Here is a 13,430-nt window from a genome sequence, read left to right as displayed (position 1 = left end):
ACCCATGCAGCGTCGTTGCCGCCTGGCGTCCGCGCGGCCGCCAAGCCGCCGAGGATGGTGCCGAGCACCAGCCACGACTCCCAATTAAACTTCGGCGCTTCCTTGCGGGCCTTGACGTAGTCGTTCACGTGCGCGGCATCCGGGGCCAGCCGGCGCGCGGCCAGCGCAGCAGAGCTCTCGTAGGCCCCACTGACGCCGATACCCTTGTGGAAGGCCGCGAAGGCGGCGATATTGAGCAGCCCGATAGCGGCCCCGATCAGGTAGGGCGACGGGCCGCGATCGATTGCGGCGCCGAAGCCCTTATGGTGGCGATGTGTGCTCATAGCCGCGGGCCCTCCAAGTCGGGCGTCGTCACCGAGAGCTCGGAGGCGCCGAAGTCCATGGGCCGCTCCAGTCGCTTCCACGCGTCCATGCCGCCGAGCAGGTTGCGCACGTCGCGCGCGCCGCAGCGCAGCAGCATGCTGGCCGCCAGGCTCGCGCGGTGGCCGACGCCGCAGGTGACGACCAGCGCGGCATCGGGATCGAATGACGGAAGCAGCCGGTCGAGCTCCTGCTCAACGTAGCCGACGTACAGGTGCGAGGCGCCGGGAATGTGCCCCTCGCTCTCGAACTCGTGGTCATCGCGCACGTCGAGCACGCGCAGGTCGCGCCGCCCGGCGTCGGCATCGACGCGGCCGGGCTCGACGGTGCCCACACCGGCCATCGGCAACCCGTGGTCGCGCCAAGCTTCGAAGCTGCCCGCGAGCACCCCTTTGACGTGGTCGAGGCCGACCCGACCGAGCGCCTTCACTGCGTCGTCCAGCGCCGTCTCCGCATCGTCAACCACCAGATAGATCGGCGTCCCGGGTTCGGCGACCCAGCCGGCGAAGACCGGCAGCCCGTTGGCCCAGATGCTGTAGGAGCCGGGCACGTGACCGCCGGCAAAGGCCTCCGGCAGGCGGAGATCAAACACGACCCCGCGGCGGCTCTCCGCCTGGAAGTCCTTGGGTTGCAGCACCCGCACGGCGCCGGCCGAAAGGGGCGGGCCCATCCCACCCTTCGAGTTGACCTGCTCCATGTGCCGGAAGTAAGGCGGGCGCGGGATACGTTCGTCCAGCTTGCCCTGCACGAACACATCCCGCGAACGCACGAACACCGGGTTGTAGTGACGCTCCAGTCCGATCGTCGAATCGTCGCGTTCCGCGATGTTGCCCCCGCAGACCGACCCTGCGCCGTGCGCAGGCAGCACGATCGTCTGGTCGCCCAGGGGCAGGAGCTTGGTGTGCACCGCATCGTAGAGTTGAGCGGCGTGCTCGGCGGTCTGCGAGGGATCTGTCAGGTCGGTCCGACCGGCCTCGCCGATGAAGAGCGTGTCGCCGGTGAACACCGCCCACGCATGGTCGGGCGCGTCGTCCAGGTGGACCGCGTAACACATGCTCTCAGGCGTGTGGCCGGGCGTGTGCAGCGCGACGATCCGGATGCCCTTGGCAATCTCGAACCCCTCGCCGTCGTCGAGCCGGATGTCGCCGTGGCCAAAGGCCGTGTGGCGCCCGTTGACCACCTTTGCACCGCACTGGCGCGCCAGCTCGGCCGAGCCCATCACGAAATCCTCCTGGCGATGGGTCTCGATCGCGTACTTGATCGTCAGCTTGTGTTTGCGCGCCAGAGTCAGGTACTCGTCGACGTCTCGGCGCGGATCGACCACCGCGGCCTCTCCCTGGTTACCGATCAGGTACGCGACGTGCGCGATGCCGGGTGTCTTTATGCGTTCAAATATCATCGAGCAATGGTGGGGATCGCAGTGGGCCGATGCTGTAGGAGGCGGGCCCACGTTTGCGTAAGAAGCGCATTCGTAGCGGGACCTCACCAGCGGGTACAGTGAGGCGACCTCACAAACCAATCACCATGGACCCCACCCATCTCGCGCGGCGCGCTCAATGTCAACACCATCGCCGCGCGCCCGGTATTCAGGGACGGCCAACTGGTCGACCTGCAGCCTGACGAGAAAAACCGGGCCAAGGATTTGATTGCCGACCTGATGATTGCCACCAACGGCGCGACGGCGCGCTTTCTGGTGGACAAGGGTTTCCCGTCGATACGCCGGTTTTTGCAGGCGCCGCGCCGATGGGACCGCATCGAGCGCCAGGTGCTCAAGGCCGCAGGCGCCTGGTTGCTGCACGGGCGTATCGGCGATGTGTTCGACGCCCTCGTGACGGGCGCGGCGGCCAAGGGCACGTTTGTGCGCATCAGCAGCCCTTTGCTGGAGGGCCGGGTCGTGCGGGGGTTTGAAGGGCTGGACGTGGGCGACACGGCACGCGTCAGGCTGGTGGCGGTGGATGCAGAAAAAAGCTTCATCGACTTTGAGCGCGCCTGAGACGCGCCCAACCCTGGCGAGCATTGGCGGGTGAATGTAAAGCCCTGTGAAAGCCCTTGCACTGGGGGCATGCAGCGCCATCTGCGTCAAAGCGGTCCGCGGGGCCTGCGCCCTTCCCCCTATCCCAAGGAGCTTCCATGTTCAAACGCCTGACCCTGCTGTGGGTTCTGCTGCGCGGCGATGCACGGCAACTGTGGTTTGCGTTGCGCCATCCCCAGGCGCCGGGCTGGCTGAAGTGGGGCACGGCGGCGATTGCGCTCTACCTGTTCTCGCCCATCGATCTGATCCCCGATGTGCTGCCCTTTGTTGGCGTGATGGATGACCTGGTGCTGGTGCCGCTGGCCATCCACTGGCTGCTCAAGCGCCTGCCGCCGGGGATGACCGAGCCCGCGTCAAAACGCAGCGCGGGTTGAGCGCCTGCGCGCTGGTGTAATGGGGGATTGCCTGACGAGGCTCAACCCTTTGCAATCACCAAGCCTGCGCTCATGCCCACCCGCCCTGCTTCCCTGACCATCCCCCTCCCCTCAGGCGGCACCACCTCCGGCCTGCTTCAGGTGCCGGCCAGGGCCGAAGTTTGTTATATGTTCGCCCACGGTGCCGGCGCGGGCATGGACCACGCCTTCATGGGGGAGATCGCCCAAGGGCTGGCAGAGCGCGGCATCGCGACACTGCGCTATAACTTTCCGTACATGGAACAGGGCTCCAAACGCCCGGACTCGCCAGCCGTGGCACACGCGGTCGTTCGGGCCGCGGTGGCGCAAGCGTCGCGGCAGTTGCCCGGAGTGCCGTTGTTTGCCGGCGGCAAGTCCTACGGCGGGCGCATGACGACGCAGGCGCAGGCGCTTGAGCCGCTGCCCGGTGTACAGGGCATTGTGCTGGTGGGTTTTCCGCTGCATCCGTCCGGCAAGCCTTCGACCGAACGCGCGGCACACCTGGCCGGTATCCAACTGCCCATGCTTTTTCTGCAGGGCACGCGCGACGGCCTGGCTGAGCTGGGCCTGATCACGCAGACCACGGAAAGCCTTGGAAAACGCGCAACCCTGCATGTCATCGAAGGTGCCGACCACGCCTTTCATGTGCGGGTGCGCTCTGGCCGCAACGACGCGCAGGTGCGCGAGGAACTGCTCGACACCATGGCCTGCTGGATGAAGCAGCACCAGTCCTGAACCTGGTTTCGAACGCCTTGCCAGGCCTATAAACTAGCCGACACGTTGACCCCCTTCAAGCCACACCGGACTCCCCATGCCTCACCTCTCCCCCATTCCCCTCGCCGACATCAAGGAAGACGACATCCGCGAGCGCTTCGAGCATTACAAGAAAACGCGCGGCTTCACGCCCAACAGCATCATGACCATGGTGCGGCGGCCCAACATCGTGCGGGCCTTCATGGCGCTGAACCAGGCCGTGCTGTACGAGGGCACGGTGCCCGAGGAAACCAAGATGCTGGTCAGCCTGGCCAGCAGTTATGCGGCCGGCTGCCTGTACTGCCAGTCGCACATGACCAACCTGTCGAGCATCTACAAGGCGTCGGACGCCAAGATCGCCGCGTTGTGGGACTTCGAGAACAGCGCGCTGTTTACCCCGGCAGAACGCGCCGCCATCAGCCTGGCCCTGAAGGCCGGCAAGGTGCCCAACGAAGCCTCGCAAGCGGACTTTGACGAGCTGAAGAAACACTACAGCGACGAGCAGATCGTCGAAATCGTCGCGGCCATCGCCCTGTTCGGCTACCTGAACCGCTGGAACGACACGATGGCCACCACCCTCGAGCCCCTGGCCGCCGAGGTGGCCGAGCGCGCGATCGGGGCCGTGGGGTGGGAGAAGGGAAAACACGGCTGACAGGCTGGGTGACAGGGTGAGGATGTGGCCTCACAGGTAAGCGCGCCTTCAGTCGTCTAACAGCTCCGACAACTCGTCGTAACAGGCGGTTCAGTGAATGAGCGGTGAGGGGGCGTGCTGCGAGGCAGCAACACCGGGCACTTTCCTCTGAAAGTTTCATGGCGCTGACATGTTGGTCCAAAACAGTACGGGCTCTACCCTTTACTTCTGGAGAATCTTCATGGACCGCCGCAAATTTTTGAATGCAAGCACTGTTTTGGGAAGCTCGGCCCTTGCGCTGCCCCGCATTTCCCTGGCGCAGGCAGCCCCCGCCGTCATCACGCGCGATGCCATGCGGCCCCAGATGGCCCATGGCATTCAAAGCGGCGATCCGAAGTCCGACGGCGCCGTCATCTGGACCCGCAGCGACCGGCCTTCGCGCCTTTGGCTGGAGTGGTCAACAACCGCCAGTTTTGCCAACGCCACGCGTGTGCGTGGCCCCTACCTGATGGGCGACACCGACTTCACCGGGCGTGTGGACCTGGCAGGCTTGCCAGCCGGCCAGGAGATTTTTTACCGGGTGGTGCTGCAGGACCTGCATAACGAGCGTGTGCTGTCTGAACCCATGGCCGGCCACCTGCGCCTGCCCGCCGGCACCGGGACCAAGGCTGTGCGCGACGTGCGCTTTACCTGGAGCGGCGATACGGCGGGGCAAGGCTGGGGCATCAACGAGGCCTGGGGCGGCATGAAAATCTACGAGCAGATGCGAAAGGTCAACCCTGACTTTTTCCTGCATTGCGGTGACACGATTTACGCCGACGGTCCGATCCAGGCCCAGGTCAAACTCGCCGACGGCTCCCTGTGGAACAACGTGGTCACCGAAGAGGTCAGCAAGGTCGCGGAAACACTCAACGAATACCGTGGCCGCTACCGCTACAACCTGATGGATGCCAATGTGCGTCGCATGGCCGCGGAAGTGCCGCAAATCTGGCAATGGGATGACCACGAGGTGGTCAACAACTGGTCGGACTCCAAAGACCTCGCTGCCGACAAGCGTTACGTTGAAAAGAACGTACCCTTGCTGGTGGCGCGCGCCACCAAGGCCTTTCATGAATTTGCGCCCCTGCGTCGCACCGCCGACGTGGAAAGCGAGCGTGTGTACCGTCATCTGCCGCAGGGCCCCCTGCTGGACATGTTTGTGGTCGACATGCGCAGCTACCGTGGCCCCAACACCCACAACCTGCAAACCAGCGAGACCGACGAAAGTGCCTTCATGGGCCGCCCCCAGATTGCCTGGCTGCTGGACGGCCTCAAGCGTTCCAAATCGGTCTGGAAAGTGATTGCCGCCGACATGCCCATCAGCCTGCATGTGGGCGATGGCAAAGACGCCGACGGTCGCGACCGCTGGGAAGCCGGTGCCAACGGCGACGACGGCGCCCCGCTGGGCCGCGAAATTGAAATTGCCCGCCTGCTGCGCGAGATCAAGCGCGCCGGCATCAGGAATGTGGTGTGGCTGACCGCCGATGTGCACTACACCGCCGCGCATTATTTTGACCCGGCCAAGGCCAGGCTCAGTGACTTCTCGCCATTCTGGGAATTTGTGTCGGGGCCGCTCAACGCAGGAGGTTTTGGGCCCAACAAAACCGACGCCACCTTTGGCATGCAGGTGATGTACCAGAAAGCCCCGAATGAAGTGAATGCGCCGCCCACCAACGGCATGCAGTTTTTTGGCCAGGTGGACATTGATGCCAAAACCAGAGCCATGACGGTCACATTGAAAGATCTGGCCGGCGCGTCGCTCTATACCAAAACACTGGCACCGCAGCGAAGCTGAAGCAGACCGGCCAAAGCGCCGGTCCGCGCCGCACGCTCAGTCCATGGAGTTCCGCGATCCCGCTGCAGCAGCCGCCAGCGGCCGGTTCTCCAGTTCGGGCGCGGGCGGCAGGCCGGTGACCTTCAGAACCCTTCCTGGCCGGGCGTCTCGTGCTCCTGATGAAAGTTCTGACCCTAAATTGCACGGGGTACCAACCTTGTTATCCCGCACCCAAAGAACCGCTCTCGCAAACGGCGGGTTGAAATTTGCAAATAGGCCACCAATTACATGCTGGTGTTCTGAACGCCGACATAGATTGAGTGTGAAAGTGTGAAAGTGCATTTTTTCTTGAAGCTGCTGTTGATTTCCTTCTCGCACTCAACTCATGTAGGACGAAGGAGCAAGTCGCCAACAAGAGGCTCTGCGGAAGGCAAACTGTCACGATGACTCAAGCACGCAAAAAATCCTTTTCCCGGCAAGCCGCCGCGGGCCTGATGGCCGCCACGGCCCTTGCCGGTAGCGCCATGGCTACGCCGACCGACTCGGGTGCTGCGACGCTGCAGGCCAGATACACAGCCCTCGCCCCCCAGCTGGCGCGCAACGAGTTTCAAAGGCCGCTGGTCATTGAATCCACCGAAGCCGCCAATGCCGTGAGCGGCAACGCCTACGCAGTGATCAACTACCCGTTTTCGGCGGTGACCGCGGCTTTCAAAAGCCCCGACAACTGGTGCGATGTGCTGATGTTGCACCTCAATACCAAGTTCTGCCGCACCACCGCGGGCAACGGCAGCCCGTCGGGACTGGAAGTCAGCATCGGCAAAAAGGGGCCGCAGGAAGTCAAGGACGCCTACACCCTGGCCTTTGACTTCAAGCTGGCCAGCGCCACGCCGGACTACATGGCGGTGCAGCTCAATGCAGACAGAGGCCCGCTGGGGACCAACAATTACCGCATCAACCTGCGGGTGGTGCCGCTTGCCGCTGGCAAAACTTTCATGCACCTGCAATATTCCTATGGTTACGGCATGGCCGGACGCATGGCCATGCAGGGTTACCTGGCCACGGTCGGAAGCGGCAAAACCGGGTTCACCCTGGTGGACAACCCGGCCGGTGGCGAAAAAACCTACGTGGACGGCATGCGCGGTGCGGTGGAGCGCAACACCATGCGCTATTACCTGGCGATTGACGCTTACATGGCATCGCTGTCGGCGCCGCCTGCCGATCAGCTGGAAAAACGCCTGCAGCAGTGGTTTGACGCCACCGAACGCTATCCGCGCCAGTTGCATGAAATCGAGCGGACGGCTTACCTCACGATGAAGCGCAGCGAACACCGGCGCCAGCAGGCGGCGGAATAATTCCGGCGCTGCCTGCCGCTATTCAGGGCGAAAAGTTCGGGCCAGACAACTGCTGTGACAGCGGCGAATGCGGGCCCAAGAACCAGCAAGCGGGGCGGCACACCGTCGCGGCGCCCCACTGCCTCTCTACTTTTTACTTGCGCAACAACTGGCGCGCAGCGGCCATGTCGCGGTCGTAAAGCGCCTTGGCCTCGCGCCGGCAGGCTGTGCGTTCGGCGGCCGCCATCTTCGCGCACTCTTCGAGGTACAGCTTGTAGCCACCGCCGGCTTCATTGATGGCGGTGCGGTATTTCTGCTGCGGCGTGCTGTCGGCGACGGCGCCACGTTCGAGCAGCCGCTCCTCCATGGCCGCAGGCTGGGCCAGGACGGCGGAGCCGCTGACAAGCAGCAGGGCTGAAACAACGAAAGCGGAGAGTTTTCTGGTCATGGTGCGTCCTTGAATGAATGGATGAATGGATGGCGAGGCTGACAGGGCCACCGTTTTATTTCCGGCCCGAACTGTTGGGCGTGTGCTGGTGATCCAGCGGCGGCTTGTCGGGCATGTTGGTCGATTCAATGCGTGCCTTCACGCTGGCCGGGCTGTTGGCGGCTTTTTCGGCCAGGGCCTGCTGAGTGCCACTCGCGGGCTGGGGCCCCTTGGGCTTGTTTGGCGTCGGCTTGTGGCCGGACAGGGCGGGATGATGGTTCATGGCTGCTCTCCTTTGTTGACTCGGCGTTGTGGATAGTCCTGATCAGCCTAGCGCAGGGCGACGCAGGCGTGCGTCAGCATGAGGATCCGCTGCCTGTAGGACAGGTGGAAGCTTCTGCCGGTCTGGGCGGGGCCGCGAGTCCACCGGCTCCCCGAAATCATGAGTCAAACAAGCCCCCAGCCCAATACAGACGGGCGCAGATAGCTACCTAATTAATAGCAAATGGGGCGTGTATGCCATCCGCAGTGACCCTGCGCCGTCGTCCTACGGCAGCAGCGGACGGGCACCGACAGCATCCTGCAGGCGCTCCCGATTAAGGTCAGACGCTGGGTCACCGCGTATAGGAGCGTTCAACATGGCAAACAGGCATCAACACCTTCCGGGCAAGCCCGGCAGCAACAGGAGGCGTTAGGCATGGCTTCACGCGCCTTATGGAAGGGAGCCATCAGTTTTGGCCTGGTGCACATTCCGGTGTCGCTGCATTCAGCCACCGCCGACAACGGGGTCGACTTCGACTGGCTGGACAAACGCAGCATGGACCCGGTGGGTTACAAACGCATCAACAAGAAGACCGGCAAGGAAATCACCAAGGAACACATCGTCCGGGGCGTTGAGTATGAAGACGGCCAGTACGTGGTGCTGACCGACGACGAGATCTCGGCGGCTTTCCCCAGGACCACCCAGACGATAGAGATCGAGAGTTTTGTCGCCAACACCGACATCCCTTTTGTCTACCTGGAACGCCCCTACTACATTGCGCCCATCAACAAGGGCAAAAAGGTCTACGCGCTGCTGCGCGACACCCTGCTCAAGACTGGGAGGGTTGGCATTGCCCGCGTGGTGATACAGACCAAGCAGCACCTGGCCGTGCTGGTGCCGTCCGGGCCCGGGCTGATTTTGAACCTGCTGCGCTGGGGCACGGAGATCCGCGGCTGGGACGAGCTGGACCTGCCGCCCGAAGGCGCCAAAGCGGCCGGCCTGTCCGAGAAGGAGTTGTCCATGGCCCGGCAACTGGTCGACGACATGACCGACACCTGGAAGCCGGAGCAGTTCAAGGATTCGTTCACCGATGCCATCATGGCCCTGGTCCAGCAGAAGGTGAAGCAAGGCAAGGTCGAAACCGTCGAGCAGCCGGAAACGTCTGATGCATCAACCGGCACTGGGGGCGCAAAAATCATTGACCTGACCGAGCTGCTGCAGCGCAGCCTGCACCACAAGGGCGGCACGGCCGGCAAGACTGCGGCCAAAATACCGGCAAAAACACCGGCTAAAGCCGCAAGCACCGCGCCGGCCCGCAAGCTGGCCGCCAAAACCGGCACCGCGAGCCGGAGCCGCGCCGCCTGAACCCGAAGCCGGCCACACCTCTCATGGCTGCCGATGACCCGCTCCAGACCTACCGCGCCAAGCGCGACTTCGAACACACGCCGGAGCCGGCCACCGGGGGCAGACGCTCCCGGGCCCGCAGCTTCGTGGTGCAGAAACATGACGCGAGCCAGCTGCACTACGACTTCCGGCTTGAGCTCGAAGGCACGTTGAAAAGCTGGGCCGTCCCCAAAGGTCCCAGCCTGGACCCCGGCGTCAAACGCATGGCGGTGCAGGTGGAAGACCATCCGCTCTCGTACGCCAGCTTCGAAGGCACCATTCCCGACAAACAGTACGGCGCCGGCAATGTCATCGTCTGGGACCGCGGCACCTGGCTGCCTGCCGGCGACCCGGTGGCGGGACTTCAGAACGGCAAACTCAAGTTCGAGTTGCAGGGCGAAAAACTCAAGGGCCACTGGTCGCTGGTGCGCATGCACGGCAAAGGCGGGGAGCGCCAGGCGCCCTGGCTGCTGATCAAGGACAAGGACGACGCGGCCCGGCCGGCCGCCGACTACGATGTGCTGCAGGCCCTGCCCGACAGCGTGATCACCGGCACGCCGCTGGCGCCCCGCAAAAGAACGGCCGGCAAAAAGGCCGCACCCAAACCCGCGTCCACCCGCAGCGCTGCCGCCGGCAAAAAAACTGCCACCACACCCCGCCTGCCGCCGGGCGCCATCAAGGACGACCTGCCGCAAACGCTGGCACCCGAGCTGGCGACGCTGGTCACGCACTTGCCGCCCGACAGCCAGGACTGGGTCTACGAGATCAAGTTCGACGGCTACCGACTGCTGACACGCGTGGAAGGCCCCGCCATCCGCTGCTTCACACGCAACGGACACGACTGGAGCGCCAGGCTGCCGGCGCTGGTGGAAGCCCTGTCTCGGCTGGGCCTGCGCTCCGGCTGGCTGGACGGTGAAATCGTGGTGCATGACAAAAAGGGCGTGCCTGACTTTGGCGCGCTGCAAAACGCCTTCGACAGTGGCAGCACCGCGCAGATCGTCTATTACGTATTCGACCTGCCGTTTTTTGACGGCTACGACCTGCGCCCGTTGCCGCTGGTGGAGCGGCGCAACATCCTGCGGGCGCTGGTACAGGCGGCGGCGCCGGGCCCTGTCCGTTTCAGCGAGACCTTTGAGGCCGGCACGCAGGACCTGCTGGCGGCCGCACGCCGCCTGGGGCTGGAGGGCGTGATCGGCAAACGCGCGTCGTCACCCTATGTGTCGCGCCGCTCGCCGAGCTGGATCAAGCTCAAGACGCAGCTGCGCCAGGAGTTCGTCATAGGCGGCTACACCGATCCCAAGGGCTCCCGCGCCGGCCTGGGCGCCCTGCTGCTGGGCGTGTATGACGACCAGGGCGCCCTGCGTTATGCAGGCAATGTGGGCACCGGGCTTGACGACGCCACCCTGCAGAGCCTGCAGGGCAGGCTCGCCGCGCTGGCAACGCCCCGCCCTGCTTTTGCCGGGCTGCCCGCCTCGGTCAAGGGCCACTGGGTCCAACCGGTGCTGCTGGCCGAGGTCAGTTTTGCACAATGGACCCACACCGGGCGCATCCGCCATGCCGTGTTCCAGGGCCTGCGCACCGACAAGGACGCGCGCAAGGTCAGCCGCGAATCGGCGCAGCCCATCGAGGACCTCATGCAGATGAACAAAAAACCTGCAGCATCGCCCGGCACCGCAGCCGCCAAAAAGCGCAGCACGATCCGCCCGGCCCCGGACACCGGCACGCTGCGCGTCACACATCCTGAACGCGTGGTGGACCCCGAGACCGGCCTGACCAAACTCGACCTGGTGCACTACTACGCGCTGGTGGCACCGCTGATCCTGCCGCATCTGCGGGCCAGGCCGGTGGCGCTGGTGCGCGCGCCGGACGGTGTCCAGGGCGAGCTGTTTTTCCAGAAACACGCCGAGGCCACGGCCATCCCCGGCCTCAAGCTGCTCGACCCGGCGCTGGACCCCGGCCATGCGCCCTTGCTGGAAATCACCACGGCGAAGGTGCTGCTGGCCGCCTCCCAGCTCAATGTCATGGAGTTCCACACCTGGAACGCCACCACCCGGTCCATCGCCGAGCCCGACCGCATGACCTTTGACCTGGACCCGGGTGAAGCTGTGTCGTGGGCGCAGATCCGCGAGGCGGCCCAACTGGTCCATGCCCTGCTCCAGGAACTCGGCCTGCCGGCGTTTCTCAAGACCAGCGGCGGCAAGGGCCTGCATGTGGTGGTGCCCTTGAGACCGGCCTTCGGCTGGGACACGGTCAAGGATTTCTCGCAGGCCATCGTGCAGCATCTGTCCGCGGTGATCCCCGAGCGTTTTGTGGCCAAAAGCGGGCCGCGCAACCGCGTCGGGAAAATTTTCCCCGACTACCTGCGCAACGGTTTCGGCGCCACCACGGTCTGTGCATGGTCGGTGCGGGCCCGGCCCGGCTTGGGCGTGTCGGTCCCGATTGGCTGGGCCGAACTGGACGCCCTGGGCGGCGCGGCACACTGGACGGCGGCCAACATTGCTGATCGTGTGGCCACCGGCAACTCGCCCTGGGAGGGCTACGAGCAGGCCCGTTGCGCCCTGCCTGCCGCCATGAAAGCGCTCGGCTTCAAGGTGGAAAAACCAGTCGCATCACCGAAGCCGGCCCGGGCGCGGGCAGTTGCCAAAAAAGCTGCAAAAACCGGCAAAGCCGCAAAGCCTGACGCCGCAGTGTAGGACCGCCTTGACAAGCTCAAGCGCGCCTTCCTGACAGACGCCCGGGTTGCAGCCCGCTTCGCGCGCGGCCTGTCCCTGCGTATCTTTGTGCCAGGTACCGGCGGCTTGCAGCTTGCGCCCAGAGCAGCCGGCGGTTTGGACGCTCGATGATTTTTTCGGGAACACACCATGAAGCATTTTTTGACGGCACTGCCTGTACTTTTTGCACTGACCCTGCTCACCGGATGCCCGCAGTCGACGGTGCCCGACAAACCATCGCTGGTGCCCCAGCCCAAGGCGGCGATGAACAACCACCAAAGTTACTCCTTTGAAATCTGAAATTTCCTGCTCTCCCTCCTCTCCCTCCTCTCCCCGGGATCCCTGGCACAGACCTGCAACCGGGCTGGCTCTGGCCTGCCTGGCCGCCCTGTTGTCCGGATGCGTGGCGCCGGGCTCCCAGCTGGAGTCGCCGCCGCAAACCGTGCAGCTCGACGGCGATGCCTACCGGGTCGAGCAGATCACGGCCAGCACCTGGTCGGCGCAAGCGCCGCGCCACCTGCCGGACGGCCCCCAGAAAAAGACCAACCTGGTCCGGGCGATTGAAAAGGCCTCAAACTGCAAGGTGACCGACAGCAGTTATGGCGCGGAAGGCGTCGCACTCAACGCCCAGGTGGACTGCGGCAGCAGGCTGAAAAACTAGTCAAATCACGATCTAGCCCTCATCCGGTCTGCGCAACCAGCTATTGAATCAATAGCAAATCCAGGTCTCGCACAAAACTTTACAGCTTCGCATCCGCAGCAGACGCAACTTTACGTGCCGTGCGGTAAGGCGCTGCGGGCCCCCCCCCACACTCGCATCAACAAACACAAGGAGATCTTCATGATCATCAACCACTCGCTCAAAAAAATCATGCTGGCCATCGTGCTGGCCGGCGCTGCTGCAGCCCCCGCCATCGCGCAGGTCAGCATCAACATCAACCTCGCACCACCCCCGCCGCAGCACGAGGCCGTGCCCGCGCTCGCACCCGCGCAGGTCTGGGCGCCGGGCTACTGGGCCTGGACCGGCGAGCGCCATGTCTGGGTGCGCGGTCACGCGATCCAGAAGCGTGACGGCTACCGCTGGGCGCCGGACCGCTGGGAGCAACGCGGCAACGGCTATTACCGCCAGCCCGGAACCTGGGTGCGCGATGCCAACCATGTGTACGTCAAGGATAAAAAAGACAAAAAGGACAAGTACGAGAAGTACGACAAGCGCGACAAACACAATGACAAACGGCATGGCAACGACAACGGGAACGGGCACGGCAAAGGCCACGGCAAGCACGACTGAAACCACCCGGCTGTCATGACACAAAAAAGCTGGCACGGGTGCCA

General features: G+C 64.3%; 15 protein-coding genes. 11 read left to right on the top strand and 4 right to left on the bottom strand.

Annotated elements, in window-relative coordinates:
- Nucleotides 1–323 (bottom strand): hypothetical protein (locus PSV40_RS17270; RefSeq protein WP_300540070.1); only part of this gene is annotated, 323 nt, incomplete at its 3' end.
- Nucleotides 320–1,759: a rhodanese-like domain-containing protein gene (locus PSV40_RS17265; protein ID WP_300540068.1), complete on the bottom strand. Its 1,440-nt coding sequence runs from the start codon at nt 1,757–1,759 to the stop codon at nt 320–322. The genes PSV40_RS17270 and PSV40_RS17265, both read right to left, overlap by 4 nt.
- Nucleotides 1,760–1,897: 138 nt before the next feature.
- On the opposite strand from PSV40_RS17265, the gene PSV40_RS17260 reads away from it, so the two are divergent.
- The 6 genes from PSV40_RS17260 (at nt 1,898) to PSV40_RS17235 (ending at nt 7,333) form a co-directional block, all read left to right on the top strand.
- Complete coding sequence (locus PSV40_RS17260; RefSeq protein ID WP_366915042.1) at nt 1,898–2,353, top strand: RNB domain-containing ribonuclease; 456 nt, start codon at nt 1,898–1,900, stop codon at nt 2,351–2,353.
- A 137-nt stretch (nt 2,354–2,490) separates the two neighbouring features.
- Nucleotides 2,491–2,766 (top strand): YkvA family protein, encoded by a 276-nt coding sequence (locus tag PSV40_RS17255; RefSeq protein ID WP_300540065.1) that lies wholly within the window; start codon nt 2,491–2,493, stop codon nt 2,764–2,766.
- A gap of 72 nt (nt 2,767–2,838) precedes the next feature.
- The gene (locus PSV40_RS17250; RefSeq protein WP_300540063.1) at nt 2,839–3,519 is read left to right on the top strand and encodes an alpha/beta family hydrolase; all 681 of its coding nucleotides are present in this window, start codon (nt 2,839–2,841) and stop codon (nt 3,517–3,519) included.
- A gap of 76 nt (nt 3,520–3,595) precedes the next feature.
- Nucleotides 3,596–4,189: a carboxymuconolactone decarboxylase family protein gene (locus PSV40_RS17245; RefSeq protein WP_300540061.1), complete on the top strand. Its 594-nt coding sequence runs from the start codon at nt 3,596–3,598 to the stop codon at nt 4,187–4,189.
- 220 nt (nt 4,190–4,409) lie between these two features.
- Nucleotides 4,410–6,002 carry an alkaline phosphatase D family protein gene (locus PSV40_RS17240; protein ID WP_300540059.1) on the top strand — a complete coding sequence of 531 codons (1,593 nt, stop codon included), beginning with the start codon at nt 4,410–4,412 and terminating at the stop codon, nt 6,000–6,002.
- 422 nt (nt 6,003–6,424) lie between these two features.
- The gene (locus tag PSV40_RS17235; RefSeq protein ID WP_300540058.1) at nt 6,425–7,333 is read left to right on the top strand and encodes a hypothetical protein; all 909 of its coding nucleotides are present in this window, start codon (nt 6,425–6,427) and stop codon (nt 7,331–7,333) included.
- A 133-nt stretch (nt 7,334–7,466) separates the two neighbouring features.
- On the opposite strand, the gene PSV40_RS17230 is transcribed toward PSV40_RS17235, so the two are convergent.
- Both PSV40_RS17230 and PSV40_RS17225 read right to left on the bottom strand, forming a co-directional pair.
- A complete protein-coding gene (locus tag PSV40_RS17230) occupies nt 7,467–7,760 on the bottom strand; it encodes a hypothetical protein (RefSeq protein WP_300540056.1) in 294 nt (97 codons plus the stop codon).
- 55 nt (nt 7,761–7,815) lie between these two features.
- The gene (locus PSV40_RS17225; protein WP_300540054.1) at nt 7,816–8,022 is read right to left on the bottom strand and encodes a hypothetical protein; all 207 of its coding nucleotides are present in this window, start codon (nt 8,020–8,022) and stop codon (nt 7,816–7,818) included.
- Between the two features lie 414 nt (nt 8,023–8,436).
- On the opposite strand from PSV40_RS17225, the gene PSV40_RS17220 reads away from it, so the two are divergent.
- The 5 genes from PSV40_RS17220 to PSV40_RS17200 all read left to right on the top strand — a co-directional run bounded on the left by PSV40_RS17220 (nt 8,437) and on the right by PSV40_RS17200 (nt 13,386).
- Nucleotides 8,437–9,366, top strand: a complete 930-nt coding sequence (locus PSV40_RS17220) for a Ku protein (protein WP_300540052.1) — start codon at nt 8,437–8,439, stop codon at nt 9,364–9,366.
- 23 nt (nt 9,367–9,389) lie between these two features.
- A complete protein-coding gene (ligD, locus tag PSV40_RS17215; RefSeq protein ID WP_300540051.1) occupies nt 9,390–12,077 on the top strand; it encodes a DNA ligase D in 2,688 nt (895 codons plus the stop codon).
- Between the two features lie 168 nt (nt 12,078–12,245).
- On the top strand, nt 12,246–12,395 hold the full coding sequence (locus PSV40_RS17210; RefSeq protein WP_300540049.1) for a hypothetical protein: 150 nt from the start codon (nt 12,246–12,248) through the stop codon (nt 12,393–12,395).
- A 103-nt stretch (nt 12,396–12,498) separates the two neighbouring features.
- Nucleotides 12,499–12,756: a hypothetical protein gene (locus PSV40_RS17205; RefSeq protein ID WP_300540047.1), complete on the top strand. Its 258-nt coding sequence runs from the start codon at nt 12,499–12,501 to the stop codon at nt 12,754–12,756.
- Between the two features lie 180 nt (nt 12,757–12,936).
- Nucleotides 12,937–13,386 (top strand): hypothetical protein, encoded by a 450-nt coding sequence (locus PSV40_RS17200; RefSeq protein ID WP_300540045.1) that lies wholly within the window; start codon nt 12,937–12,939, stop codon nt 13,384–13,386.
- Nucleotides 13,387–13,430: the final 44 nt, after the last annotated feature.

The sequence above is a fragment of the Polaromonas sp. genome (assembly GCF_029945925.1).
Classification (GTDB): domain Bacteria; phylum Pseudomonadota; class Gammaproteobacteria; order Burkholderiales; family Burkholderiaceae_C; genus Polaromonas.
The sequence above is the reverse complement of the archived record's forward strand: the minus strand, read 5'-3'. Positions and strand labels throughout refer to the sequence as shown.

What these genes read in the sequence shown, in the direction of transcription:
- PSV40_RS17265 (WP_300540068.1), bottom strand. Translation starts at nt 1,759, where the DNA reads ATGATATTTGAACGCATAAAGACACCCGGCATCGCGCACGTCGCGTAC.
- PSV40_RS17255 (WP_300540065.1), top strand. Translation starts at nt 2,491, where the DNA reads ATGTTCAAACGCCTGACCCTGCTGTGGGTTCTGCTGCGCGGCGATGCA.
- PSV40_RS17250 (WP_300540063.1), top strand. Translation starts at nt 2,839, where the DNA reads ATGCCCACCCGCCCTGCTTCCCTGACCATCCCCCTCCCCTCAGGCGGC.
- PSV40_RS17245 (WP_300540061.1), top strand. Translation starts at nt 3,596, where the DNA reads ATGCCTCACCTCTCCCCCATTCCCCTCGCCGACATCAAGGAAGACGAC.
- PSV40_RS17240 (WP_300540059.1), top strand. Translation starts at nt 4,410, where the DNA reads ATGGACCGCCGCAAATTTTTGAATGCAAGCACTGTTTTGGGAAGCTCG.
- PSV40_RS17235 (WP_300540058.1), top strand. Translation starts at nt 6,425, where the DNA reads ATGACTCAAGCACGCAAAAAATCCTTTTCCCGGCAAGCCGCCGCGGGC.
- PSV40_RS17230 (WP_300540056.1), bottom strand. Translation starts at nt 7,760, where the DNA reads ATGACCAGAAAACTCTCCGCTTTCGTTGTTTCAGCCCTGCTGCTTGTC.
- PSV40_RS17225 (WP_300540054.1), bottom strand. Translation starts at nt 8,022, where the DNA reads ATGAACCATCATCCCGCCCTGTCCGGCCACAAGCCGACGCCAAACAAG.
- PSV40_RS17220 (WP_300540052.1), top strand. Translation starts at nt 8,437, where the DNA reads ATGGCTTCACGCGCCTTATGGAAGGGAGCCATCAGTTTTGGCCTGGTG.
- ligD (WP_300540051.1), top strand. Translation starts at nt 9,390, where the DNA reads ATGGCTGCCGATGACCCGCTCCAGACCTACCGCGCCAAGCGCGACTTC.
- PSV40_RS17210 (WP_300540049.1), top strand. Translation starts at nt 12,246, where the DNA reads ATGAAGCATTTTTTGACGGCACTGCCTGTACTTTTTGCACTGACCCTG.
- PSV40_RS17200 (WP_300540045.1), top strand. Translation starts at nt 12,937, where the DNA reads ATGATCATCAACCACTCGCTCAAAAAAATCATGCTGGCCATCGTGCTG.